18 protein-coding genes are annotated in these 25,972 nt (G+C 55.6%); 13 read left to right on the forward strand and 5 right to left on the reverse strand.

The genetic code is table 11. The annotated features are described in order from the left end of the window. Positions 1-218 precede the first annotated feature (218 nt). Positions 219-1,061: a 3-mercaptopyruvate sulfurtransferase gene (gene sseA, locus ACCW76_RS14585; protein WP_436338948.1), complete on the reverse strand. Its 843-nt coding sequence runs from the start codon at positions 1,059-1,061 to the stop codon at positions 219-221. Between the two features lie 155 nt (positions 1,062-1,216). Between sseA and ACCW76_RS14590 the strand changes: the two genes are divergently transcribed. The 12 genes from ACCW76_RS14590 to ACCW76_RS14645 all read left to right on the forward strand — a co-directional run bounded on the left by ACCW76_RS14590 (position 1,217) and on the right by ACCW76_RS14645 (position 21,132). After that, a complete protein-coding gene (locus ACCW76_RS14590; RefSeq protein ID WP_436338949.1) occupies positions 1,217-6,103 on the forward strand; it encodes an alpha-2-macroglobulin family protein in 4,887 nt (1,628 codons plus the stop codon). 6 nt (positions 6,104-6,109) lie between these two features. Further along, positions 6,110-8,428, forward strand: coding sequence for a peptidoglycan glycosyltransferase PbpC (gene pbpC / locus ACCW76_RS14595; protein WP_436338951.1), 2,319 nt, complete (start codon positions 6,110-6,112; stop codon positions 8,426-8,428). Positions 8,429-8,597: 169 nt separating this feature from the next. Then, positions 8,598-9,029: a nucleoside-diphosphate kinase gene (gene ndk, locus ACCW76_RS14600; protein WP_007884899.1), complete on the forward strand. Its 432-nt coding sequence runs from the start codon at positions 8,598-8,600 to the stop codon at positions 9,027-9,029. A gap of 187 nt (positions 9,030-9,216) precedes the next feature. Further along, entirely contained in the window at positions 9,217-10,386 is a 1,170-nt protein-coding gene (locus ACCW76_RS14605; protein WP_038645409.1) for a bifunctional tRNA (adenosine(37)-C2)-methyltransferase TrmG/ribosomal RNA large subunit methyltransferase RlmN, read from the forward strand. A 76-nt stretch (positions 10,387-10,462) separates the two neighbouring features. Further along, on the forward strand, positions 10,463-11,197 hold the full coding sequence (gene pilW / locus ACCW76_RS14610) for a type IV pilus biogenesis/stability protein PilW (protein WP_436338953.1): 735 nt from the start codon (positions 10,463-10,465) through the stop codon (positions 11,195-11,197). Beyond that, entirely contained in the window at positions 11,187-12,203 is a 1,017-nt protein-coding gene (gene rodZ / locus ACCW76_RS14615; RefSeq protein WP_436338955.1) for a cytoskeleton protein RodZ, read from the forward strand. The genes pilW and rodZ overlap by 11 nt, the downstream gene beginning before the upstream one ends. A 38-nt stretch (positions 12,204-12,241) precedes the next feature. Further along, positions 12,242-13,363, forward strand: a complete 1,122-nt coding sequence (gene ispG / locus ACCW76_RS14620; RefSeq protein ID WP_034825671.1) for a flavodoxin-dependent (E)-4-hydroxy-3-methylbut-2-enyl-diphosphate synthase — start codon at positions 12,242-12,244, stop codon at positions 13,361-13,363. 106 nt (positions 13,364-13,469) lie between these two features. Next, on the forward strand, positions 13,470-14,744 hold the full coding sequence (hisS, locus tag ACCW76_RS14625; protein ID WP_436338957.1) for a histidine--tRNA ligase: 1,275 nt from the start codon (positions 13,470-13,472) through the stop codon (positions 14,742-14,744). Between the two features lie 39 nt (positions 14,745-14,783). Then, a complete protein-coding gene (locus ACCW76_RS14630) occupies positions 14,784-15,401 on the forward strand; it encodes a YfgM family protein (RefSeq protein ID WP_045814917.1) in 618 nt (205 codons plus the stop codon). A gap of 19 nt (positions 15,402-15,420) precedes the next feature. Continuing rightward, positions 15,421-16,602 (forward strand): outer membrane protein assembly factor BamB, encoded by a 1,182-nt coding sequence (gene bamB / locus ACCW76_RS14635; RefSeq protein WP_436338958.1) that lies wholly within the window; start codon positions 15,421-15,423, stop codon positions 16,600-16,602. A 177-nt stretch (positions 16,603-16,779) separates the two neighbouring features. Then, entirely contained in the window at positions 16,780-18,273 is a 1,494-nt protein-coding gene (der, locus tag ACCW76_RS14640) for a ribosome biogenesis GTPase Der (RefSeq protein WP_436338960.1), read from the forward strand. A 420-nt stretch (positions 18,274-18,693) separates the two neighbouring features. After that, a complete protein-coding gene (locus tag ACCW76_RS14645; protein WP_436338962.1) occupies positions 18,694-21,132 on the forward strand; it encodes a glucose/quinate/shikimate family membrane-bound PQQ-dependent dehydrogenase in 2,439 nt (812 codons plus the stop codon). Between the two features lie 87 nt (positions 21,133-21,219). Here the strand turns inward: ACCW76_RS14645 and ACCW76_RS14650 are convergent, their stop codons facing one another. The 4 genes from ACCW76_RS14650 to xseA all read right to left on the reverse strand — a co-directional run bounded on the left by ACCW76_RS14650 (position 21,220) and on the right by xseA (position 24,265). Beyond that, on the reverse strand, positions 21,220-21,402 hold the full coding sequence (locus ACCW76_RS14650; RefSeq protein WP_045814915.1) for a general stress protein: 183 nt from the start codon (positions 21,400-21,402) through the stop codon (positions 21,220-21,222). 105 nt (positions 21,403-21,507) lie between these two features. After that, positions 21,508-21,834, reverse strand: coding sequence for a protealysin inhibitor emfourin (locus ACCW76_RS14655; protein ID WP_038645423.1), 327 nt, complete (start codon positions 21,832-21,834; stop codon positions 21,508-21,510). Beyond that, entirely contained in the window at positions 21,831-22,844 is a 1,014-nt protein-coding gene (locus ACCW76_RS14660) for a M4 family metallopeptidase (RefSeq protein WP_436338963.1), read from the reverse strand. The genes ACCW76_RS14655 and ACCW76_RS14660 overlap by 4 nt, the downstream gene beginning before the upstream one ends. A 47-nt stretch (positions 22,845-22,891) precedes the next feature. After that, the gene (xseA, locus tag ACCW76_RS14665) at positions 22,892-24,265 is read right to left on the reverse strand and encodes an exodeoxyribonuclease VII large subunit (RefSeq protein ID WP_038645427.1); all 1,374 of its coding nucleotides are present in this window, start codon (positions 24,263-24,265) and stop codon (positions 22,892-22,894) included. A 169-nt stretch (positions 24,266-24,434) separates the two neighbouring features. Between xseA and guaB the strand changes: the two genes are divergently transcribed. After that, a complete protein-coding gene (gene guaB / locus ACCW76_RS14670) occupies positions 24,435-25,901 on the forward strand; it encodes an IMP dehydrogenase (protein ID WP_436338964.1) in 1,467 nt (488 codons plus the stop codon). Positions 25,902-25,972: the final 71 nt, after the last annotated feature.

Raw genomic sequence — 25,972 nt, forward strand, 5'->3', positions numbered from 1 at the left:
AAGTTTGTTCTGCCAGCTACCCTTCATTGCCATGCTCAGAAGTTTGTTCTGCCAGCTACCCTTCATTGCCATGCTCAGAAGTTTGTTCTGCCAGCTACCCTTCATTGCCATGCTCAAGAGTTTGCTCTGCCAGCTCCCCTTGATTATCATGCTCAGAAGTTTGTTCTGCTAGTTACCCTTCCTTCCTATGCTTAGCAGACCAATCGTCGTGCTAAACATTACTTCTCAATCGGTAAATCGTCGCGGCTGCCCCATTCGCCCCATGAGCCGTCATACAGCGTGACGTCACGCACGCCCAGCGACGTTAGCGCCAGAATCACCACCACCGCCGTCACACCCGAACCACAGCTGGCGACAATGGGCTGATCCAGTTTAATACCTGCTTTTTCAAACAAATCGCGCAGTTCAGCCGCTGGTTTCAGTTCGCCGTTTACCACCAGATTATTCCACGGCATATTCAGGCTATTCGGAATATGTCCGCGCAGCAGACCGGGGCGAGGCTCATCCACTTCAGCATTGAAGCGATTGGCAGCACGGGCATCAACAATTTGTGCGCCGCCTTCATGGCTGATCAACAACACATCGGTCAGACGCTTCACCAGACCCTGGTCGTAATGGGCTTCAAATTCGCCCTCAGGCAGATCAACCGGGCCCGAAGCGTTCTCAAAACCTGCCGCTTTCCAGCCCTGTAAACCGCCCGCCAGAATCGACACATTGACGCAGCCAAAGGCGCGCAGCATCCACCATGCACGGGGCGCGGAGAACAGATTGCCCTCGTCATACACCACCAGATGTTTATCCTGATTGACCCCCAGTTCGCGCATCGCCACGGCAAAAGCTTCCGGGCGCGGCATCATATGTGGATATGCGCTGGTGTGATCGGACAAGCCTTCGATATTGAAGAACGGCGCATCCGGTAAATGCCCTGCCAGATATTCCGCCTGAATATCGCGAACCGCTTCCTGACCTGGCGGCAACATGCGCGCATCTAAAACCTGCAACGTTTCATCGGTGTAATGCTCTTTTAACCAATCGGCAGAGACAAACAGGGGAGCTGTCATCGCAACAACCTCTTCTCAATCATCAGAAAACGGAAAGACCCAGTGTCCGGGAATGTGAACGCTATCTCAAGGGTATCGTTGCTAAAGTGAGTAGGTTGATGTGAAATTGCGCAGCACACTACTTTTAACCTTTTGGGGCTGGTGAGGGACTTACCATGGTAAAACGTGTTGATCGACTGCTGCTCAGCGTGCTGTTCGGCGGGATACTTTTAGGCGGCACATTGCTGCCGGTGCAGGCGGTTGATGCGCCAGCGGTACAACGCGCGCCACAAGCGCTTTCCGTTATTGATCTCTCAGAGTTGCAACTGGATGGCGCTGCGGCGTTAGTGTTGACCTTCAACACCGCTATCGATAACAAGCAGGACTTCAATGCGTTAATCCACATCAGCGATGAAAAAAGCGGCAAAGTGGATGGCGGTTGGGAGCTGGCGCAAAACGGCAAGGCGCTGCGCTTCCGTCATCCTGAACCTGCGCGCAAGCTGACCCTCTCAATTGATTCAGACCTGAAAGCCGCTGATGGTCGCACCTTAGGCAGCCCTTTCAGCCAGACACTTACCACCCGCGATATCCAGCCGATGGTGGGCTTCGCCAGCCGCGGATCGCTGCTGCCGCTGCGCCTGACGCAGGGATTGCCGGTGCTGGCGCTCAATGTGAACAACATTGATGTCGATTTTTTCCGGGTAAAAAGTGCCGCCCTGGCCGATTTTCTCGCCCAGTGGAATTACGGCAACAATCTGTCGTACTGGGAATCACGCGACCTGCTAAAAAATGCCGATCTGGTCTACAGCGGACGTTTTGATCTCAATCCGGCCCGCAACACGCGTGAGAAGATGCAGTTGCCGCTCGGCGACGTTGATGCGCTTAAACAGCCTGGTGTTTATCTGGCGGTGATGAAACAGGCCGGCACTTATAACTACACCCAACCGGCAACCCTGTTCACGCTCAGTGACATTGGTTTATCACTGCACAGCTTTCCGGATCAACTGGAACTCTTTACGCAAAGTCTCGCCAATGGCGCACCGCTGGAAGATGTGAACGTGCGACTGCTGGACGAGAAAGGCCAGCAGCTGGCGAGTGGCGCCAGTGACAGCAATGGCCATCTGCGCCTGCCAGCTAACGCCAAAGGCAAACTGCTGCTGGCAACGCAGAAAGGGCAAACCTCGCTGATCGATCTCAATCGCCCGGCACTGGACCTGGCCGAATTCCCGATTGATGGTCCGCAGGGTTACGATAAACAGTTCTTCCTGTTCGGTCCGCGCGATCTCTATCGCCCTGGTGAAACGGTCATCGTTAATGCGCTGCTGCGTGATGCCGATGGCAAGCCGTTGCCGCCACAACCGGTCAAAGCCGAAGTGGTGCAACCCAATGGTGAAGTCACCCAGACCTTCGTATGGCAGCCAGAAAATGGGGTATACCAGCAGCGCTTTGCTCTTCCGGCTTCAGCCATGACCGGTGAATGGACGCTGCGCATCAACAGCGGTGATAACCAGCCGCGCAGCTGGTCGTTCCACGTAGAAGATTTTCTGCCTGAACGCATGGCGCTGGCGCTAAGCAACAGCGCACAGCCCGTGAAACCTGATGCAGCAGTGACCTTTGATGTTGAGGGTCGTTATCTGTATGGCGCACCGGCCGCCGGCAATGAGTTGCAAGGGCAGCTGTTCCTGCGCCCGGCGCGTGAAGCCGTGGCAGCGCTGCCCGGCTATCAATTTGGCGATATCACTGAAGAACTAAAACGCAGTCTCGATGACGTTGATGACAAGCTGGATGAGAGCGGCAAACTGCAGTTAAACGTGGAAAGCAGCTGGGCAGAAAGCCACTCGCCGCTCAACCTCATTCTGCAAGCCAGCCTGCTGGAAACGGGGGGCCGTCCGGTGACACGCCGCGCGACCCAATCGATCTGGCCCGCGCCCGCGTTGCCGGGGATTCGTCCGCTGTTCAATAGCGAATCGGTGTATGACTATCGCACCGATCGTTATCGTGACGAACCCACCGTCCCGGAGAACGGCCTCGCGGAATTCGATGTGGTGTATGCCAATCCGCAAGGTGAGAAGCTGGCTGCACAGGATCTGGATGTGCGTCTGATTCACGAACGTCGTGACTATTACTGGAGCTTCTCGGACAGCGAAGGCTGGCAGTCACGCTATGACCAAAAGGATCTGCAGGAAGATGAGCAGCGGATCAACATTGCGGCGGGGGGCAGCCAGAAAATCAGCTTCCCGGTGGAGTGGGGTACTTATCGTCTGGAAGTGCATGCGGGTGAGAATATCATTAGCAGCGTGCGCTTTAATGCGGGTTACTGGTGGCAGGACAACACTGATGGCACCGGTGCGTTACGTCCCGATCAGGTCAAACTGAAAATTGATAAAAGCGCCTACCAACCGGGTGATACTGCAAAAGTGCAGGTGGAATCACCGGCTGCCGGTAAAGGCTATTTAATGGTGGAGTCCAGCAGCGGCACGCTGTGGTGGCAGCCGCTCGACGTTCCTGCCGGTGGCACGACCATTGATGTTCCGATTAATGAGAGCTGGAAGCGTCACGATCTCTATCTCAGCGCCATCGTGGTGCGTGACGGCGATAAAGCCAACGGCACCACGCCGAAAAGGGCGGTGGGGCTGCTGCATTTGCCGATGGCGACCGAAGCGCGACGTCTCAATCTGGCGATGGATGCGCCTGAAAAAATCCGCCCTGAGCAGACGATAAAAGTGAAGGTGAAAGCCAGCCGTGAAGGCGGCGAGTTGCCTAAGCAGGTTCAGGTCTTGCTGTCAGCGGTGGACAGTGGCGTGTTGAGCATCACTGATTACCCAACGCCGGATCCGTGGGACGCCTTCTTTGGCCGTAAGCGTTACAACGCCGATCAATATGATGTGTATGGTCAGTTGATCGAAGGCGGCGGCAAGCTGGCGGCACTGCGTTTCGGTGGTGATGGCGACGATGCCGATGCATTGTCACGCGGCGGTAAAAAGCCGGTCACCGATGTGCAGATCGTTGCACAACAACTGCAGCCAGTCACGCTGGATGCCAACGGTGAAGGCACGATCGAACTCCCCATTCCGGCCTTTAATGGCGAGTTACGCTTGATGGCGCAAGTGTGGAGTGCAGACAGCTTCGGCTCAGCAGAACGCAAAATGGTGGTGGCCGCGCCGCTCATCAGTGAACTGGCGACGCCGCGCTTTATGGCCAGCGGTGACCAGTCGACGCTGGCGCTGGATCTCACCAACCTGACCGATCAGCTGCAGACGCTGAAAGTCGATGTGACCACACAGGGGCTGATCGCCCTGAACGGCACAGTCACCTCTAGCGTGCAACTGGCGAAGGGCGCACGCACGACCTTACCAATCCCGGTTAAAGCGCAGGGCGCCTTTGGTGAGGGGGCAGTGCAGGTCAAGGTCTCAGGTATGAGTCTGCCGGGTGAGACGCTGGCGTCGAGCGAGCGTAAATGGACCATCGGCGTGCGTCCGGCTTATCCCGCCCAAACCCTGAGTTTCGACAACGTGATGCAAACTGGCCAAAGCTGGCAGGTGGTGGCAAGTGCCTTTAACGGCCTGCAAAAGGATACGCTGACGGGACAGTTGTCGCTGAGTAATCGTCCACCTCTGAATATCGCCAGCTTTATCAGCCAGCTGTATGCCTATCCCTATGGCTGTCTGGAGCAGACCGCCAGCGGCATCTGGCCATCGGTGTTTACCAACAAAGCGCAGCTGGATGCGCTGGGTATCAAAACCAGCACCGATGAGGCACGCCGGGCATCGATTGCCACGGGTATTGCGCGCCTGGCGGGTATGCAGCGCGGCAATGGCAGCTTTGGTTTGTGGAGTAAAGAGAGTCAGGAAGAGTTCTGGCTGACAGCTTACGTCACCGATTTCCTGCTGCGTGCTAACGAAGCCGGTTACAGCGTGCCGGAAGGGGTAATCGGCCGTGCCGATGAGCGCTTGCTACGTTATCTGCAAGATCCGGCGCAAATCGAAACCAGCTGGAGCAGCGATGCTGATGGATTGCGCTTCAGTGTGCAGGCTTATGCGGGTCTGGTTTTGGCACGTCAGCAGCAGGCGCCGCTCGGTGCGTTGCGTGCGCTGTATGAAAAGCGTGAGCAGGCGAAGTCTGGCCTGGCGCTGGTGCAGTTGGGAGTGGCGCTGAAGCTCATGGGCGATCAGCAGCGTGCGCAGTCAGCGCTGGCGCAAGGCATCGGGCTTGAGCGCAAACCCAACAACTGGTTAGGCGATTACGGCAGCCCGGTGCGTGACCGTGCGTTGATTCTCGCACTCCTCACAGAAAATCAGTTGCTGCCCGATATGCAGGGGCCGCTGTTAATTGATTTGGCAAAAGCGGTGCATGGCCAGCGCTGGTTTTCCACCCAGGAAAACAATGCGCTGTTCCTCGCTGCACGTACCTTGCAGCAGCACAAAGGTGAACAATGGCAGGCCACGCTTCAGGGAAGAGGCGAGCCGCTGAGCAGCAATCAGACGCTCAATATGGGCATCAGCGAAGATCAGCTGCGACAGGGCTTGTTGGTGAAGAGTGACAATGCCTCACCGCTGTACGGCACGCTCAATGTCGTGGGCTATCCGCAAACGGCACCGTCGCCGATCAGCAACGTGCTGAAGATCACCCGTGAGTATTTCACCCTGGACGGTAAGCCTGCCGACCTCACCAACCTGAAAAGTGGTGAATTGCTGGTGGTGCGATTGAAAGTGGCGGCCAGCGAGCGGGTCAGTGATGCGCTGGTGGTGGATCTGCTGCCTGCAGGGCTGGAACTGGAAAACCAGAACCTGAGCGACAGCAGCGCCAGCCTGGGCGACAGTGCTGATGCGCTGAAGGAGAGCATGATGGATATGCAGCAGGCCAACATCAAACACATCGAGTTCCGCGATGACCGCTTTGTCGCCGCACTGGCGCTGGATGGCTACACGCCGGGCACGCTGCTGTATCTGGCGCGAGCCGTGACGCCGGGCAGCTATCGCCTGCCGCCACCGCAGGTTGAGTCAATGTATGTGCCAGAGTGGCGCGCGATTGGCACCACGCCGGAAAAATTAAATGTGCGCTAAGCGGTAATGAAAAAAGGTTACGCATGGAAGCGGTGGCGCTGGCTGCCGCTTTTTTTACTGCTGATGCTCGTCGGTATAGGGCTACTGGATCGACTCGATCCCCTGCCGCTGCAGGAAGTGCAGCCTGCGCGCGTGGTGGTCGCTGAGGATGGCACGCCGCTATGGCGTTTTGCCGACAAGCAAGGCATCTGGCGCTATCCGGTGACGCTTGAAGAGGTTTCGCCCGAGTATATTCAGGCGTTGCTGACTTACGAAGACCGTTGGTTCTGGCACCATCCCGGTATCAATCCGATGGCGATTGTGCGCGCCATCGGGCAAAACCTGTTGCATCACGGCATCGTCTCAGGTGGCAGTACGCTGACCATGCAGGTAGCGCGGTTGATCGATCCACAACCGCGTACGCTGCGTGGCAAGGTGGTGCAGGCCTGGCGAGCGCTACAGCTGGAGTGGCACTTATCCAAGCGCGACATTCTCACACTCTATCTCAATCGTGCGCCGTTTGGCGGCACGGTGGAAGGCATTGGCGCAGCAAGCTGGATGTGGCTGGGTAAGCCGCCATCTCAGCTCACCAAAGGTGAGGCAGCGTTGCTCGCCGTGTTGCCACAGGCACCGAGCCGTCTGCGCCCGGACCGCTGGCCGCAACGTGCGGAAGTGGCGCGCAATAAAGTGCTGGATCGACTGGCAGAGTATCAGGTGTGGTCAGCGCAGGATGTAGCGGAGATCAAACAGGAAGCGGTGTGGCTACCGCCGCGTCAGGTTCCGCAAATGGCACCGTTGCTGGCGCGTCGCCTGTTGTCGCTCTCACCCGACAACAAAATTAGTTCGACCATTGATGTGTCGCTGCAACGCGAGCTGGAAAGTCTGGCGTCATCGCTAAAAAACCAGCTGCCACCGCGCACCTCGCTGGCGTTGCTGGTGGTGGATCACCGCAGCATGAAAGTGCGCGGCTATGTAGGATCAGTGTCCTTCAATGACGACAGTCGCTTTGGGCATGTCGATATGATCTCCAGCGTGCGATCCCCCGGATCGGTGTTGAAACCTTTTGTTTACGGCATGGCGCTGGATGAGGGGCTGATCCACGGTGAATCACTGCTGCAGGATGTGCCACGCCGTTTTGGTGATTATCGTCCCGGTAATTTTGACGCCGGTTTTCACGGCCCGGTAAGTGCCAGCGAGGCGCTGGAGCGTTCACTGAATTTACCTGCAGTCCAACTTCTGGATGCGCTTGGCCCGAAAACGGTGGCGGCGCGTCTGCGTAACGTTGGATTGAATCTGCGCTTTCCGGCAGGGGCCGAACCCAATCTTTCATTGGTGCTCGGCGGCACGGGTGCGCGGCTGGATGAGATTGTCGCCGCATATAGCGCTTTTGCCCGTCAGGGGAGTGCCGCGCAGCTGCGCTGGCTGGCCAATCAGCCATTGCTTGAGCGGCCACTGCTTTCGCCGGGCGCAGCCTGGATTGTGCGGCGCATTCTGGCTGGAGAAGCTCAGCCATCAGGCGCCGTTCCGGATATTGCCCCTCTGGCCTGGAAAACCGGCACCAGTTATGGCTACCGCGATGCATGGACGATTGGCATTACGCCCCGCTATTTAATCGGCGTGTGGGTTGGCAGACCGGATGCCACACCGGTTGCCGGTCAGTTTGGTTTTGCCTCTGCGGTACCGGTGATGAACCAGGTCAATAATCTGCTGGCGGGGCATATGTCAGTGCGCGGTGCGCCGCGCGATCCGCAGCCGGATTCAGTCAGCGCCATGAGCATTTGCTGGCCCGGAGGCCAACCCTTGCCAGTGGGTGACGATAACTGTCGCCAGCGTCGCCAGAGCTGGATACTGAACCGAACCGTGCCACCCACACTGCTGGCACCCGGTCAGGAAGGTGTGAATGGTTTACGTCAACGTTATTGGGTCAACCTTCAGGGCTTACGTGTGGCGGCAGATTGCCCCGGCGCACAGAGCCAGGAGAGTCTGATGTGGCCACTGCCGCTGGAACCCTGGCTGCCGCTGTCTGAGCGCCGCGAGCAGCGCCTGCCGCCGGTCGATTCTCGCTGCCCACCCTTAAATCAGGGCAGCGCGCCACCTCTCTTAATCACGGGCGTGATTGAGGGGCAACGCGTGCAGCCGTTGCCGGGCAAAGTGGTATTGGTGCTGCCGGTTGCCGTACAGGGCGGAAGGGGATCGCAGCGCTGGTGGTTTTTGAACGGGCAGCCGGTCGAACAGCAAGCGGGGCAAAACAGTGCGGCGCTGGTGCTCAGTGAACCGGGCCAGTATCAACTGGTGGTCATGGATGAATCGGGTCAACTGGCATCCGTCTCATTTATTCGGGGGTAAATAGCCGCGTATGCCAGATTCTGCGCGTGTTCGCCCCGACAAAAATCAATTATTTTCGATAATTCCACCAATCGGCAATAGGCAACGCCCGATGATGTCCCTATAATCGGCGCGTTTTCTTACCGGGAGCGAGTTCCCGGTTTCTTCAGGATGCTAACTAGAGGTCATCATGGCAATCGAACGTACTTTCTCAATCGTTAAACCAAACGCCGTCGCTAAGAACGTGATTGGTGCTATCTACAACCGTTTTGAAAGCGCAGGCTTCAAAATCGTTGGCGCGAAAATGCTGCACCTGACCAAAGAGCAGGCTGAAGGTTTCTACGCTGAGCACAAAGGCCGTCCATTCTTCGATGGTCTGGTTGAGTTCATGACTTCTGGTCCCGTTGTTGTTTCTGTTCTGGAAGGCGAAAACGCCGTTCAGCGTCACCGTGACCTGATGGGTGCAACCAACCCAGACAACGCGCTGGCCGGTACTCTGCGTGCTGACTACGCTGACAGCTTCACCGAGAACGCGACCCACGGTTCTGACTCAGCTGAATCTGCTGCACGCGAAATCGCTTACTTCTTCGCTGAAAACGAAGTTTGCCCACGCACTCGCTAAGTGCGTTGCTGCCGATGCGGATAAACGTCTTTACACCTTTTCAACCTCGGTAAAGTCGTTCCCCTGGCATCATGCAGCAGATGTAGTACAATAATGCGCCCTTGTTGAGCCTGTCTCAGCGAGGGCGCTGTTTTTTTCCTATTCTTAACCAGAGCCGTAACGTGTAACAACGAGGCCAGAGAACATTATGTCCGAACAGATTGTGACGCCGTCGTCCGCTTCCCCCGTGGTTGTTTCCCCAAAAAACGAAAAAATTAACCTGCTGGATCTTAACCGTCAGCAGATGCGCGAATTCTTTTTAGAGATGGGTGAAAAGCCGTTCCGCGCCGATCAGGTCATGAAGTGGATGTACCACTACTGCTGTGATGATTTCGAGCAGATGACTGATATCAACAAAGTGCTGCGTGGCAAATTGATGCAACGCGCTGAAATTCGTGCGCCGGAAGTGGCGGAAGAGATGCGTTCCAGCGATGGCACCATCAAGTGGGCGATTCGCGTCGGCGATCAGCTGGTCGAAACCGTGTATATCCCGGAAGCTGACCGTGCAACACTGTGCGTCTCCTCACAGGTAGGCTGTGCGCTGGAGTGCAAATTCTGTTCGACTGCGCAGCAGGGCTTCAACCGTAACCTGCGCGTTTCCGAAATCATTGGTCAGGTATGGCGCGCGGCGAAAATTATCGGCGCGGCGAAAATTACCGGCCAGCGTCCGATCACCAACGTGGTGATGATGGGCATGGGCGAGCCATTGCTCAACCTCAACAACGTGGTGCCAGCGATGGACATCATGCTGGACGACTTCGGTTTTGGTTTGTCTAAACGTCGCGTGACGCTGTCAACCTCGGGTGTCGTGCCGGCGCTGGATAAACTGGGCGATATGATCGACGTGGCGCTGGCGATTTCACTGCATGCGCCGAACGATGCCATCCGTGACGAAATTGTGCCGATCAACAAAAAGTACAACATCGAGACCTTCCTCGGTGCGGTTAAACGTTATATCGGTAAGTCAAACGCCAATCAGGGCCGCGTGACCATTGAGTATGTGATGCTGGATCACATCAATGACAGCACCGACAATGCGCACGAGCTGGCTGCACTGCTGAAAGAAACGCCGTGCAAAATTAACCTGATTCCATGGAACCCGTTCCCAGGCGCGCCTTATGGCCGTAGCTCAAACAGCCGTATCGATCGCTTCTCCAAAGTGCTGATGGATTACGGTTTCACCACCATTGTGCGTAAAACGCGTGGCGACGATATTGATGCGGCTTGTGGTCAGTTAGCGGGTGATGTTATCGACCGTACCAAGCGTACCTTGCGTAAGAAGATGGCTGGTGAAGCCATCTCTGTGAAGGCGCTCTGAAACACAGTGCCTGGTGATACCCACCGGGCGTAAGCCATGCCAGTCTCTCCTCTCGATGTCAGAGGGAGAGACTGAAATGCATAAGGGATTATCGGCAGTGATGTTGGCGGGCTTTGTTGTAACCGGTTGTGTCAATACACCGGTTCAGCAAGGTGCTGCGGATATCAGGCTACAGCTAGGGTTGCACTACCTGGCGGTGAAAGATTTTGCTGCAGCACAGCGTAATTTATTACGCGCTGAGCGGGCAGCACCGCGAGATTATCGTGTGCCGCTGGCGCTTGCGCGGCTGGCACAGGCGCAGCAGAATAGCGCGCAGACCCATTGGCACTACCAACGCGCCCAGCAGTTAGCGCCAGCGAATGGCTACATCGCTAACAATTACGGTGCGTTTCTTTGCGGTTTAAGGCAGTATGGCGAAGCGCATCAACAGTTTAAGCTGGCGATGGCTGCACAGGAAATCGAAGCTCGTCAGGATGCATTTCTGTTTTCGGGCTATTGTTACCTGCAGGCTGGAGAGAGTGCCTCAGCGCGCGAGTCTTTAAGCAACGCGCTGATTGCCGCACCAGAGCAGGGCAGTCAACTGCTTTTGGAAGTGGAAAGGCGGCTTGAACAGCAGGATCGCATGGCGGTTCCGCTGCTATTAGAAGTGTACCACCAGCGTTTGCCCGCAACGGCAGAGAGCCAGTGGTTACAAATACGTTTCGCCGCGCAACAGGGAAACGCTGCTGACGTTACACGTTATGGCGACCGGTTGGCGCGAAGTTTTCCACAATCGATACAGTACCAGCGTTATTTAGCTAATGAATACTGAAGCCACTCAAGAGAATTCTGCAGTACATTCCACAGGTGAACGCCTGCGTCTGGCCCGTGAGCAGATGGGGCTGACTCAGCAAAATGTCGCTGAACGCCTGTGCCTGAAACTTTCTACCGTACGAGACATTGAAGAGGATAAGTCGCCAGCTGATTTAGCTTCGACGTTCTTGCGCGGTTACATTCGTTCTTATGCTCGTCTGGTGCATGTGCCGGAAGATGACCTGTTGCCGATGATGGCGAAGCAGGCTCCCGTGCGCGCGGCCAAAATTGAGCCAATGCAGAGCTTCTCGTTAGGTAAGCGCCGTAAAAAGCGTGATGGCTGGCTGATGATTTTCACCTGGTTGGTGATTTTTGTCGTCATCGGTCTGACCGGCGCGTGGTGGTGGCAAAATCATAAAGCCTCGCAGGCCGATCTGGTCTCAATGGCTGACCAGAATGGCAGCAGCAGCGATAACAGTCAGTCTATTCCGCTGGGTGAAAACAGCACTGACAGCGCGACTGACAGTGATACCAATGCCGCCGGTACGCCGGTGGATAACGGTGCCGGTGCGGTTGCGACACCGAGCACCAGCAACAACGCGATTTCGGCAGCCAACACCACTGCGCCTGCGACCAGCAGCGATAACGCCGTGGTTTCACCGAGCCAGGCACCGATCGATAACGCACCGCCAGCGGCCACCTCTCCGGCACCTGCCAACAGTGTACCGGCAGGTCAAATGCCGACCAGCAACGCGGCGGTCAGTCAGCCTGCGGGCGACCCAAATGCGGTTGTGATGAATTTCAAAGCCGATTGCTGGCTGGAAGTCACCGACGCCACTGGCAAGAAGCTGTTCAGCGGATTGCAACGTAGCGGCGGTAAGCTCAGCTTGTCCGGAACGGCTCCGTATCGTCTGAAAATTGGCGCACCGAGTGCGGTTGACGTGCAATATCAGAATCAGCCCGTTGATTTAAGTCGTTTTATCCGTAATAACCAGGTTGCCCGTCTGACGCTGGGTGCGCAATAACGCGCAGCGCGCTTTCCGGGTAATTGTGGAGAGAGAATATGCATAACGAAGCACCCATTATCCGTCGCAAATCAACACGGATTTACGTCGGCAAGGTGCCGGTTGGTGATGGTGCGCCCATTGCCGTTCAGTCAATGACCAACACCCGCACCACGGATGTGGACGCCACGGTTAACCAGATTCGCCAGCTTGAGCGTGTCGGTGTCGATATCGTGCGCGTCTCTGTTCCAACCATGGATGCGGCGGAAGCGTTCAAACTGATTAAGCAACAGGTCAATGTGCCGCTGGTGGCGGACATTCATTTTGACTATCGTATCGCACTGAAAGTCGCCGAATATGGCGTCGATTGCCTGCGCATCAACCCCGGCAATATCGGCAACAATGAGCGTATCCGCCAGGTAGTGGATTGTGCCCGCCATTACAACATTCCTATCCGTATCGGCGTGAATGCCGGTTCACTGGAAAAAGATCTGCAGGAAAAATACGGTGAGCCAACGCCACAGGCGCTGCTCGAATCCGCGATGCGCCATGTTGATCACCTTGATCGCCTCAACTTTGATCAGTTCAAAGTGAGTGTAAAAGCCTCTGACGTATTCCTTGCCGTTGAATCCTATCGTCTGCTGGCAAAAGCTATCGATCAGCCACTGCATCTCGGTATTACCGAAGCGGGTGGCGCGCGCGCCGGTTCAGTAAAATCAGCGATCGGCCTGGGCTTGCTGCTGGCGGAAGGGATCGGCGATACGCTGCGCATCTCTCTGGCGGCGGATCCGGTGGAAGAAGTCAAGGTTGGTTACGACATTCTGAAATCACTGCGCATTCGCTCTCGCGGCATTAACTTTATTGCCTGCCCAACCTGTTCACGTCAGGAATTTGATGTGATCGGCACGGTGAATGCGCTGGAAGAACGCCTCGAAGACATCATCACGCCAATGGATATCTCGATTATCGGTTGTGTGGTGAACGGTCCTGGCGAAGCCACGGTTTCGACCATGGGCGTGACCGGCGGCAGCCGCAAAAGTGGTTTCTATGAAGACGGCGTGCGCCAGCGCGATCGCCTCGATAACGACAACATGATCGACCAGTTGGAAGCACGTATTCGTGCCAAGGCCAGCATGCTGGATGAAAGCCGCCGCATTAACGTGCAGCAGCTGGAAAAATAAAGGACGGTGCGCGCCCGCCGCGCGCCAGTTTGTGATTGAACCTGTGCGGTTTCATCCTCATAAGGTATGATGCCGGACAGGTTTTTTTGTATTAAGAGATTCTAACGTGGCGAAGAATATTCAAGCGATCCGTGGGATGAACGACTACCTGCCGGCGGATACCGCGATTTGGCAGCGTATTGAGGGCACCCTCAAGCAGGTGCTGGCCAGTTATGGCTTTAGTGAAATCCGTTTGCCGATTGTAGAGCAGACCCCGCTGTTTAAACGCGCTATCGGTGAAGTCACCGATGTGGTTGAAAAAGAGATGTACACCTTTGACGACCGCAACGGTGAAAGTCTGACCCTGCGTCCGGAAGGCACGGCGGGCTGTGTGCGCGCCGGTATTGAGCATGGTCTGCTGTACAATCAGGAACAGCGTCTGTGGTACATCGGTCCGATGTTCCGCTATGAGCGTCCGCAGAAAGGCCGTTACCGCCAGTTCCATCAGATTGGTGCGGAAGTGTTTGGTCTGCAAGGCCCGGACATCGATGCTGAACTGATTATGATGACCGCGCGCTGGTGGAAAGCGTTAGGTATCGCTGAACACGTGAGTCTCGAACTCAACTCTATTGGTTCACTGGAAGCACGCGCAAACTACCGCGATGCGCTGGTGTCCTTCCTTGAGCAGCACAAAGACAAACTGGATGAAGATTGCAAACGTCGTATGTATAGCAATCCGTTGCGTGTACTCGACAGCAAAAATCCTGACATCCAGCTGTTGCTGAACGATGCGCCGACGCTGAATGAATATCTCGATGAAGACTCACGCGCGCACTTCGACGGGCTGTGCAGCCTGCTGAATGACGCGGGTATTGCTTACACCGTGAACCAGCGTCTGGTGCGTGGCCTCGATTACTACAACCGCACCGTGTTTGAGTGGGTGACCAACAGCTTAGGTTCACAGGGCACCGTCTGTGCCGGTGGACGCTACGATGGTCTGGTTGAACAGCTGGGTGGTCGCGCTACGCCAGCGGTCGGTTTTGCAATGGGTCTTGAGCGTTTGGTATTGCTGGTTCAAGCGGTTAATCCAGAATTTGAACCGACGCGCATTGTTGATGTCTATGTTATCGCTTCGGGGCAGGGCGTTCAGTCCGCCGCGATGCAACTGGCGGAAAAACTGCGTGATGCAGATCCGGCGCTGAAGCTGATGACCAACTTCGGTGGTGGTAACTTCAAGAAGCAGTTTGGCCGTGCAGACAAGTGGGGCGCACGCATTGCGCTGGTGCTGGGCGAGGACGAAGTGAAAGCGGGCCAGGTGGTGATTAAAAACCTGAGCACTGGCGATCAACAAACCGTTGCCCAAAGCAAAGCCGCTGCGACATTGCGCACGCTGCTGCAGTAAACGCAGCACTGCAACAGCCATTTAAAGGAGAGGGATTGCGTGGAAGTTTACAGCAACGAAAACGAACAGGTTGACGCACTGCGTCAGTTCTTTGCGAACAACGGCAAAGCGCTGGCTGTGGGTGTGATCATCGGCATTGCTGCACTGGGTGGCTGGCGTTTCTGGACCAGTCATCAGGATGGTGCGGATAAAGCTGCGTCGGCACAGTATCAACAACTGACCACCGCGATGCAGGCGGACAAGCCGCAAACGCTGGAAGCGGTTGCCGCCTTTGCCAATGAAAATAACAACACTTATGGCGCACTGGCTTCGCTCGATTTAGCGAAACAGTACGTTGAAGCGAATCAGTTAGATAAAGCCATTACGCTGCTTCAGAGCGGGCTGAAAGATACCAAAGATGCCAACCTGCAGGCGGTGATTAACCTGCGTCTGGCGCGCATTCAACTGCAGCAAAATCAGGCCGATGCCGCACTTTCAACCCTTAACAATGTTAAGGGTGATGGCTGGACAGCCATTATTGCGGACATTCGTGGCGAAGCACTGCTGAGCAAAGGCGACAAGCAGGGCGCACGTGATGCCTGGAGCAAAGGTGCTGAATCGCAGGCCTCTCCTGCGTTGAAGCAAATGCTGCAGATGAAGATGAATAACTTAAGTTAAGCCAGTCAAGAGAGCGCACATGGAATTACGTAAATACCTGCTGCCAGGGCTGATTTCAGTCACTCTGCTCAGCGGTTGCTCGCTGTTCAGCGGCGAAGAAGATGTAGTAAAAATGGCTCCGCTGCCGAAAGTGGAAAACCAGTTTACGCCACAGACTGCCTGGAGCACCTCTGTGGGTGATGGCGTTGGTGATTTCTATTCCAATCTGCATCCGGCCTGGCAGGACGGCACCGTCTATGCGGCCGACCGCTTTGGCGTAGTAAAAGCCCTGGATGCCAGCAACGGTAAAGAGAAATGGAAAGTCGATCTCTCTGAGAAAACCGGCTTCTTCTCGAAAAACATCTCAGCTCTTCTCTCTGGCGGCATTACCGCTACCAGCGATCGCATCTATATCGGCAGCGAGCGCGGCCAGGTCTTTGCACTGAACAATAGCGATGGCAGCATCGCCTGGCAGACGAAAGTCGCCGGTGAAGCGATGTCGCGTCCAGTCGTGAGCGATGGCCTGGTGCTGATCCACACCAGCAACGGTATGTTGCAGGGGCTGGACCAGAGCACTGGCGCGATCAAGTGGAGCGTCAACCTCGATATGCCTGCGCTGTCACTGCGCGGTGAATCTGCGCCGACCGTGGCATTCGGTGGTGCGATTGTCGGTGGTGACAATGGCCGCGTGAGCGCAGTGATCATGAACCAGGGGCAGTTGATTTGGCAGCAGCGTATTTCGCAGCCAAGTGGCGCCACAGAAATTGATCGTCTGAGCGATGTGGATACGACGCCGGTTGTGGTTAACGGTGTGATCTATGCGCTGGCTTACAACGGCAATCTGACCGCGCTGGAACTGCGTTCAGGCCAGATTCTGTGGAAACGCGAAATCGGCGGCGTGAAAGACATGGTGGTTGATGCGGGGCGTATTTACCTGGTCGATCAGGATGACCGCGTGATTGCCCTCAATGCCGACGGTGGCGTGGCCATTTGGCGTCAGAGCGATCTGCTGCATCGCAACCTGACTTCACCAGCGCTGTTTAACGGTTATCTGGTGGTCGGCGATAGCGAAGGCTATGTGCACTGGATCAACACCCTGGACGGGCGCTTTGTTGCGCAGCAGAAACTGGACAGCGATGGCTTCCAGACTGACCCGGTGGTTGCGGGTGACAAGCTGCTGATCCAGGCGAAGGGCGGCGAAGTTTACGCCATCACTCGTTAAGATTGGGCTTTGCAGGAACCGGCTTCCTGCTCGCTAATACGGCTCCTGATTCGTCAGGGGCCGTTTCGTTTTTAGTCAGGCATGGTATTCTTAGCGCCTTCAGCCTGACGCCTTCTGGCAAATGTCGTTATAATCACGCCATTCGGGCGATTTATTTTTAAAACTGAGGCAAGTGTTATGGTACCTGTGGTCGCGCTGGTTGGGCGTCCCAATGTGGGAAAATCTACGCTATTTAACCGCTTAACGCGCACTCGTGATGCGCTGGTAGCGGATTTTCCTGGACTGACTCGCGATCGCAAATATGGTCGCGCCGAAGTGGAAGGGCGCGAATTCATTGTTATTGATACCGGCGGTATTGATGGCACCGAGGAAGGCGTCGAAAACCGCATGGCAGAACAATCGCTGCTGGCGATTGAAGAAGCGGATGTGGTGCTGTTCCTGGTGGATGCGCGTGCGGGTGTGATGCCGGCCGATCAACAGATCGCCAATCACCTGCGTTCGCGCGAGAAAGCCACCTTCCTGGTAGCGAACAAAACTGACGGTCTCGATCCTGATGCCGCCGTGCTGGATTTCTATGCGCTGGGCTTGGGTGAGATTCACCCGATTGCGGCTTCGCACGGTCGCGGTGTGAACAACCTGCTTGAAGCTGCGTTGCTGCCATGGATGGAAGAAGCCGTTCCAGAAGTGGAGTTGACGGAAGAAGAAGAAAACGCCGCTTACTGGGCCGCGTTAGAAGAAGAAGAGGACGAGAAGGCGCTGGCGGAAGAGGAAGAAGAAAACTTCGACCCGACCACATTGCCGATCAAGCTGGCTATCGTTGGCCGTCCTAACGTCGGCAAGTCAACGCTGACTAACCGCATTCTGGGTGAAGACCGCGTCGTGGTCTTCGACATGCCGGGCACCACACGTGACAGCATCTACATTCCAATGGAACGTGACGAGCGCGAGTATGTGTTGATTGATACCGCTGGTGTGCGTAAACGCGGAAAAATCACCGAAACCGTAGAGAAATTCTCTGTCATCAAAACGCTGCAGGCCATTGAAGATGCCAACGTGGTGATGCTGGTGATTGATGCACGTGAAGGCATTTCCGATCAGGATCTCTCACTGCTCGGCTTTATCCTGAACAGCGGTCGCTCATTGGTGATCGTGGTCAACAAGTGGGATGGCATGACGCAGGAAGCGCGTGATGAAGTGAAAGAGATGCTGGACTTCCGTCTGGGCTTTATCGATTTCGCGCGCATTCACTTTATTTCGGCGCTGCACGGCAGTGGCGTAGGTAACCTGTTCGAATCCGTGACCGAAGCTTACGACTGCTCGACCAAACGTGTCGGCACCGCTATGCTGACGCGCATCATGACTATGGCTTCTGACGACCATCAGCCGCCGCTGGTGCGTGGTCGCCGCGTGAAGCTGAAGTATGCCCATGCCGGTGGTTACAACCCGCCGATCGTGGTGATTCACGGTAATCAGGTGAAGGACCTGCCCGATTCCTACAAACGTTACCTGATGAACTACTTCCGTCGTTCACTCAACGTGATGGGTACACCGATTCGCATTCAGTTTAAAGAAGGCGACAACCCGTACGCGGGCAAACGTAACCTGCTGACACCGACGCAGCAGCGCAAACGCCAGCGACTGATGTCGCATCTGAAAAAGAATAAGCGTTAAAGTGAAGAGGGCCCTGATGGGGCCCTTTTTTTCGCCCCCACCGCACGACTCCTACGACATCTCCCACTCTGACTTCTTCTTAACATCAAAAATTACACTTTGATTCAGCCTCATATTTATTAATAACTTATGACTGGTTTTGTAGCAAAAATGCTATTGCCCAGTAACTCCTTCGTTATGGATGTTCACTTTCTAATGAACCAGGTGGTACAATCCTGCCGCCTTGTAGCGAGAATCACTCTCACCTGCGATGTGTCCTTGCTCACAAGCGCCGAATTACGGGCATTGCACCCGTACCAATAGATATAAAATAAAGCGTAACGGATTGGTTCCTGTCCCCCATCGTTGGCAGGAGCATTGTTACCGGCTACAGCCTGTTAGCCGGCACCAGCGCGTTATTTTTTCAGGAGAGTTTTTGTTATGGCAGAAAATTCCGCTCGTCCCTGCAAAGGGTTGAGTATCTGGTCTGTATTGTTCGGGCTGGTCCTGCTGGCTGTCGGTCTGTTCTTTGCGATCGGCGGTGGCAAGTTGGTCGCTCTGGGCGGCAGCTGGTACTTCCTCATTTCCGGTATTGTGATGTTGCTGTCGGCGATTCAGTTCTTCCGCCGCAAATCATCCGCCGTGACCCTGTTTATTCTGGTCTTTGTTGGCACCCTGATTTGGGCGCTGTTCGATGCGGGCTTCCATTTCTGGCAGTTGGTTTCACGCCTGATGGTACCTGCGGGCCTGATGCTGCTGGCCTTCCTGACCTGGCCAGCGCTGCGTAAACGCGAAGGCAAAAACCCTCTGGCCAAAGTTTCTTATGTGCTCTCAGCGGTCATTGCCGTCAGCATGGTGGTCACTTTCGTGCAGATGTTCCAGCCGCATCCAACCGTCGCGTTCGACGGCAAACAGCTGCCGCTGATTCCTGTCGACAAGTCTAAGCCACAGCAGGACTGGAGCAGCTACGGCCGTACGCCTGAAGGTGACCGTTTTGCGGCGATCGACCAGATCACCCGTGACAACGTCAAAGATCTCCAGGTTGCCTGGACCTTCCACACTGGCGATACCCCAATCAGCCCAACCGGTAACGGCGCGGAAGATCAGGAAACCCCGCTGCAGGTGGGCAACACCCTGTACCTTTGCACCCCGCACAACAACGTGATTGCGGTTGCAGCGGATACCGGTAAGCAGATCTGGAAGCGTGAAATCAACGCACAGGCTGAAGTGTGGAACCGCTGTCGTGGTCTGGCGTATTTCGATGCGACCAAGCCGGTACAGCAGCCAAGTCAGCCGGGTTCAACACCGGTTCCTGCGCCAGTGCTGGCGGCAGGTGATACCTGTCAGCGTCGTATTCTGATGAACACCATCGATGCGCGTCTGATTGCGATCAACGCTGACAACGGTGAGTTCTGTGAAAACTTCGGCGACCACGGTGTGGTTGACCTGAAAAAAGGTCTGGGTAAAGCGCCCGATCCACAGTATCAGCTGACGTCTGCACCACAGCTGGCCGGTACCACCGTGGTGGTTGGCGGTCGTGTGGCAGATAACGTCCAGACCGATATGCCTGGCGGCGTTCTGCGCGGCTTTGACGTCATCACCGGTCAGATGCGTTGGGCGTTTGACCCAGGCAATGATGATCCGAATGCCATCCTGATGCCGGGCAAAGACTACACCCGTAGTACCCCGAACTCATGGGCACCGATGTCATACGACCCGGCGATGAACACTGTGTTCCTGCCAATGGGTAGCTCGTCGGTGGATCTGTGGGGTGCGAATCGTACCAAACTGGATCACACCTACGGCGCATCAATTCTGGCGCTGGATGCAACTACCGGTAAGCAAAAATGGGTTTATCAGACCGTACATAACGATCTGTGGGACTTCGACCTGCCAATGCAGCCGAGCCTGGTCGACTTCCCAATGAAGGATGGCACCACTAAGCCTGCCGTCGTTATCGGTGCAAAAACCGGTATGATTTGGGTGTTGGACCGTCTGACCGGCAAGCCTTTGACCAAAGTTGAAGAGCAGCCAATGCCGCAGGGTCACATCCCGAACGAGCAGTACACCAAAACGCAGCCGCACTCAGTGGAAATGCCAAACATTGGCAATCAGAAACTGACCGAGTCTGACATGTGGGGTGCAACGCCGTTCGATCAGCTGGTGTGCCGTATTGCCTTCAAAGGCATGCGTTACGATGGCCTGTTCACCGTTCCGGATACTGACAAGTCACTCAGCTTCCCAGGTTCACTGGGTGGTATGAACTGGGGCAGCATCTCGTTTGACCCGAACAACCAGTACATGTTCGTCAACGACATGCGTCTGGGCCTGTGGGTGCAGATGATCCCTCAGGACACCAGCAAAGATGCAGCCAGCAATGGCGGTGAAGCGATCAACACGGGTATGGGCGCCGTTCCGCTGAAAGGCACCCCTTACGCTGTTAACAAAAACCGCTTCATGTCTCCGCTGGGCATTCCGTGCCAGGCGCCGCCGTTCGGTACCTTGTCAGCCATCGACATGAAAACCCGTCAGATCGTATGGCAGGTGCCAGTTGGTACCGTGCAGGATACGGGTCCATTCGGTATTAAGATGCGTGCGCAAATGCCAATCGGCATGCCAACGCTGGGTGGCACCTTAGCAACTCAGGGTGGCCTGGTGTTCATCGCCGGTACGCAGGATTACTATCTGCGCGCCTTCGATAGCTCAACCGGTAAAGAAGTGTGGAAAGCACGTCTGCCAGTGGGTAGTCAGGGCGGTCCAATCAGCTACGTTTCGCCGAAGAATGGCAAACAGTACATCCTGATCTCCGCAGGTGGCGCACGTCAGTCACCAGACCGTGGTGATTACGTGATTGCTTACGCGCTGCCAGACAGCAAGTAAGCCTCAGTAAGAAGAAAGGCCGACATCATGATGTCGGCCTTTTTTATTAACCTTCCGTGGCGTACTTCACTCCTTAAGGTACCTTATTCACTGCTGCTTGGAGGGGCGACGGCTTTTTTGACCTCCTTTTCTTCCAGCTTCCCTGGCTCTTTCAGGATCGTTTCTGAAATTACCCCCACTGACTTTGCCGCCAGCACTGCCGGCTTCCCTGGCACGCTCCGGGTCCTCTGCAAAGTTCCCGGCACCACCTCGTTGCTTTTTTTGTGTCATAGCAGAGACCTCATCTAAGGGTGTTTTCTTCGACGTGGACTAGCTAGCCACATTAATGATTATAGTCAGTAAGTTACAGGTTGCCTTGGGAGATCTCCGAGTTCTTCACTGGCCGTCGCGCCAAAGTGCCTCTAATTCAGGCGAGGCTGCGGTTTCAGGAATCAAAATCACGATAGAGCCCGCTTCATGATGGGTGGCATAGGTGATTTGAATACGAAAATAACGCTGATCGCCGCGTCCCAGATTCGCCGCCTGATCTTCCGGTTCACCCAGCGGTAATGCCTGCTCCAGCACGTTACACACCCGCTGTTTTTGCGGTTCTGGCAGTTGTGCCAGAGCAAAGCGGCGCTCGCCTCGCAAGTTGGGGATAAAAGCAATGCCGCCTTCACGCGCCAGTTCGATAATGGCGTCATCAGTCAGTTTAATATTCACGTTACGCCTACCTGTTGCCAGGCGGATTGAATTGCTTCCGCCACCGAGCGGTTAAATCGCTTGCCACCATGTTCAATGGTGAAACGGGCAAAGGTACTGAAGTCGGCATCCTGCGGCAGCGTCTTGTCGCAGAGAGTGTCATACCAGGCATGACCCGCCAGCTCCCAGGCAAAGCCGCCTAATGCTTTAGCGGCAAGGTAAAACGCACGGTTAGGAATGCCAGAATTGAGATGGACACCGCCGTTGTCATCACGCGTGTCGATATAGTGATCCATATCCGCCGGTTGCGGGTCTTTGCCGAGTTTCGGATCATCGTAAGCCGTGCCTGGTGCGGACATCGAGCGCAGCCCACGACCTTTAATGCCGGCGGCTAACAAGCCCTCACCAATCAACCAGTCAGCCTGATCGGCCGTTTGCTGCAGGTGGAACTGCTTCACCAGCGAGCCAAACACATCAGACATCGATTCATTCAATGCACCGGACTGCTGGAAGTAAACCAGTCCCGCTTCGTTTTCCGTCACGCCATGGGTGAGTTCATGCGCCACCACATCCAGCGCAACGGTGAAGCGATTAAAGATCTCGCCATCGCCGTCACCAAATACCATCTGCTGACCGTTCCAGAAGGCGTTCTGATACTCCTTGCCATAATGCACGGTGCCATCCAGCTTCAGGCCTTTGTTATCCAGTGAGTTGCGCTTGAAGATCTGCCAGTAGAAATCGTAGGTGATGCCGAGATAATTCCAGGCTTCTTCAGCCGCCACATCGCCATTGCCCGGCTGGCCTTCATCGCGGATTAGGGTGCCGGGCAGATTTTGCGTATTTTCAGCATCATAGATGGCACGCAGTACGGTTCCGGGCTGGGCGGTGGCCGAGCTGGCCGCTTTATGGTTATGTTCAGCCATCAGTTGCTGAACATGGGTTAGGGTGCGGCGAGCAGACTCCTGCGGCGCACCCGAACAATGGTCAATAATATTGCGAAGAATATACGGAGGAATAACGCTGTAGGTCATAGTAACTCCTGGCCGTGAGGGAACATGCCAGAAGTATAGTTTTTCAGCTAGGAGCGTGCTTTACGGGGGCGTGATTTCTGCGGTTCAAGTGCGGTCACCTGGCTTTCCACCCAGCCGTCATCGAGGCGGGTGCGCAGTAAATCGCCTTTATGCAATTGCTGGGTTTTCTTCACCAGTTGACCTTGCGTATCCGTGGTCACGCTAAACCCGCGAGCCAGTGTGGCAAGCGGACTGACGCCCTCCAGTTGCGCGGCCAGATTACCAAAGCGCTGACGATTGTGATTCAGCTGCTTCTCCATGCCCTGTTGCAGGCGATACTGCCATTGCTGCATCTGCTGCTGTGCACGCAGAATACGCCCCTGCGGCTGCTGAATATTGAGGCGCTGTAACACGCGATCCTGCTGGCGATTAGCCACACGCAGACGTTGATCCATTGCCTCGCCGAGGCGACGTTGCAACTGGAACAGTGTGGTTTGCTGGCGTGCCAGACGCAATTGTGGATGTTGCTGCTGCAAACGATGTTGTATACGGGTAAAACGGCGTTGCTGCTCTGCAATGTAGAAATCCATTGCCATTTCCATACGCTGCTGTTGTGACTGCAAACGGCGCAGCAGTTCGATCTGATTACGGCTCACGACTTCTGCCGCCGCAGATGGGGTAGGGGCGCGCAGATCGGCGACAAAGTCAGCGATGGTGACGTCCGTTTCATGGCCCACGGCACTGACGATGGGCAGGCGGCTGGCAAAGATAGCTCGCGCCACGCGCTCGTCGTTAAAGCTCCACAAATCCTCTAGCGAGCCGCCGCCACGGCCGACAATCAGCACGTCACACTCATCACGCTGGTTCGCCAGTTCAATGGCACGCACGATGGCTGCGGGCGCATCGACACCTTGCACTGGCGTGGGATAGATGATCACAGGCAGCGAGGGATCTCGACGATGCAATACGCGCAGCACATCATGCAGCGCAGCACCGGTTGCCGAGGTAATCACCCCCACCTGACGCGCCGGGTCGGGCAGCGGCTGTTTGAACTGCTGATCGAATAACCCCTCTGCCGCCAAACGTGCTTTTAACTGTTCAAACTGCTGCTGCAGAAGACCTTCACCGGCCGGATGCATGCTTTCGATAATCAGTTGGTAATCACCACGCGGTTCATACAGCGTAATGCTGGCGCGCACCAAAACTTGCTGGCCATGCTGTGGACGGAAGGTGACTCGACGGTTGCTGTTGCGGAACATTGCACAGCGCACCTGAGCGCCATCATCCTTTAAGGTGAAGTACCAGTGACCGGAAGAGGGCTGGCTAAAATTGGAGATCTCAGCGCTGAGCCACACCAGGCCCATCTCATTTTCCAGCAGTTGGCGCACCGTGGTATTCAGGCGGCTGACAGTAAAAATATTGGCGGTTGGCGGTAGCGACATGTGATGTAGATCAAATTTTAAATCAGAGGGTTAATCAACCGATACTACATTGCTCACCCGAAGGATCAAGACTTTTTCCTAAAAAACACTGGAGGCAATCGATTTCGGCCTGTATAATGCCGCGGCAATATTTTATCTGTTTTAATCGCCCCCAGGTGGAGATATTGCAATGCTAAGAATCACTAAAGAAGCCCTCACTTTTGACGACGTTCTGCTCGTTCCTGCTCACTCCACTGTTCTACCAAACACTGCTGATCTCAGCACCCAACTGACGAAAAACATCCGTCTGAACATCCCTATGCTGTCTGCTGCCATGGACACCGTGACCGAAGCGGGTCTGGCGATTGCACTGGCACAGGAAGGTGGTCTGGGCTTTATCCACAAAAACATGTCGATTGAGCGCCAGGCGGACGAAGTTCGCAAAGTTAAAAAACACGAAAGTGGTGTTGTGACCGATCCTCAGACCGTTCTGCCAACCACCACGCTGGCGGCAGTGCAAGAGTTGACCGAGCGCAACGGCTTTGCCGGCTACCCAGTGGTAAACGCAGACAATGAACTGGTCGGCATCATCACCGGTCGTGACGTGCGTTTCGTGACGGATTTAAGCCAGCCAGTTTCCGCAGTGATGACGCCGAAAGAGCGTCTGGTCACTGTTAAAGAGGGTGAAGCACGCGACATCGTACTGCAGAAAATGCACGAAAAACGTGTTGAGAAAGCGCTGGTTGTTGATGACAGCTTCCACCTGCTGGGCATGATTACCGTTAAAGATTTCCAGAAAGCAGAACGTAAACCTAACGCCTGTAAAGATGCGGAAGGCCGTCTGCGTGTCGGCGCTGCAGTTGGCGCGGGTGCGGGTAACGAAGAGCGTGTTGACGCGCTGGTCGCTGCGGGCGTTGACGTTCTGCTGATCGACTCCTCACACGGTCACTCTGAAGGTGTACTGCAACGTATCCGTGAAACCCGTGCTAAATACCCAGACCTCGAGATCATCGGTGGCAACGTGGCAACCGGTGCAGGCGCACTGGCGCTGGCGAAAGCGGGCGTGAGCGCAGTGAAAGTAGGTATCGGTCCTGGCTCTATCTGTACCACACGTATCGTCACTGGCGTAGGTGTTCCACAGATCACTGCTGTTTCTGATGCGGTTGAAGCGCTGGAAGGCACCGGTATCCCGGTTGTGGCTGATGGCGGTATCCGCTTCTCAGGTGACATTGCTAAAGCGATCGCTGCGGGCGCTGCTGCGGTAATGGTCGGTTCTATGCTGGCGGGTACTGAAGAATCCCCAGGCGAGATCGAGCTGTATCAGGGCCGTGCTTTCAAATCTTACCGTGGCATGGGTTCACTGGGCGCGATGTCTAAAGGTTCTTCTGACCGTTACTTCCAGACTGATAACGCCGCTGACAAATTGGTACCAGAAGGTATCGAAGGTCGCGTAGCTTATAAAGGCCGTCTGAAAGAGATCGTGCATCAGCAAATGGGCGGTCTGCGCTCTTGCATGGGCCTGACCGGTTGCCCAACCATCGACGATCTGCGCACTAAAGCGGAGTTCGTGCGTATCAGTGGCGCAGGCATCACTGAAAGCCACGTGCACGATGTGACCATCACCAAAGAGTCACCGAACTACCGCATGGGTTCATAATCCCGTAAGATTCAACGCCCGGCACCCGCCGGGCGCTTTTATTATTAAGTCCATCCCAATGGAAACGCCTC

This window comes from Pantoea sp. C8B4 (genome assembly GCF_051336905.1).
GTDB classification, from domain to species: Bacteria; Pseudomonadota; Gammaproteobacteria; order Enterobacterales; family Enterobacteriaceae; genus Pantoea; species Pantoea rwandensis_B.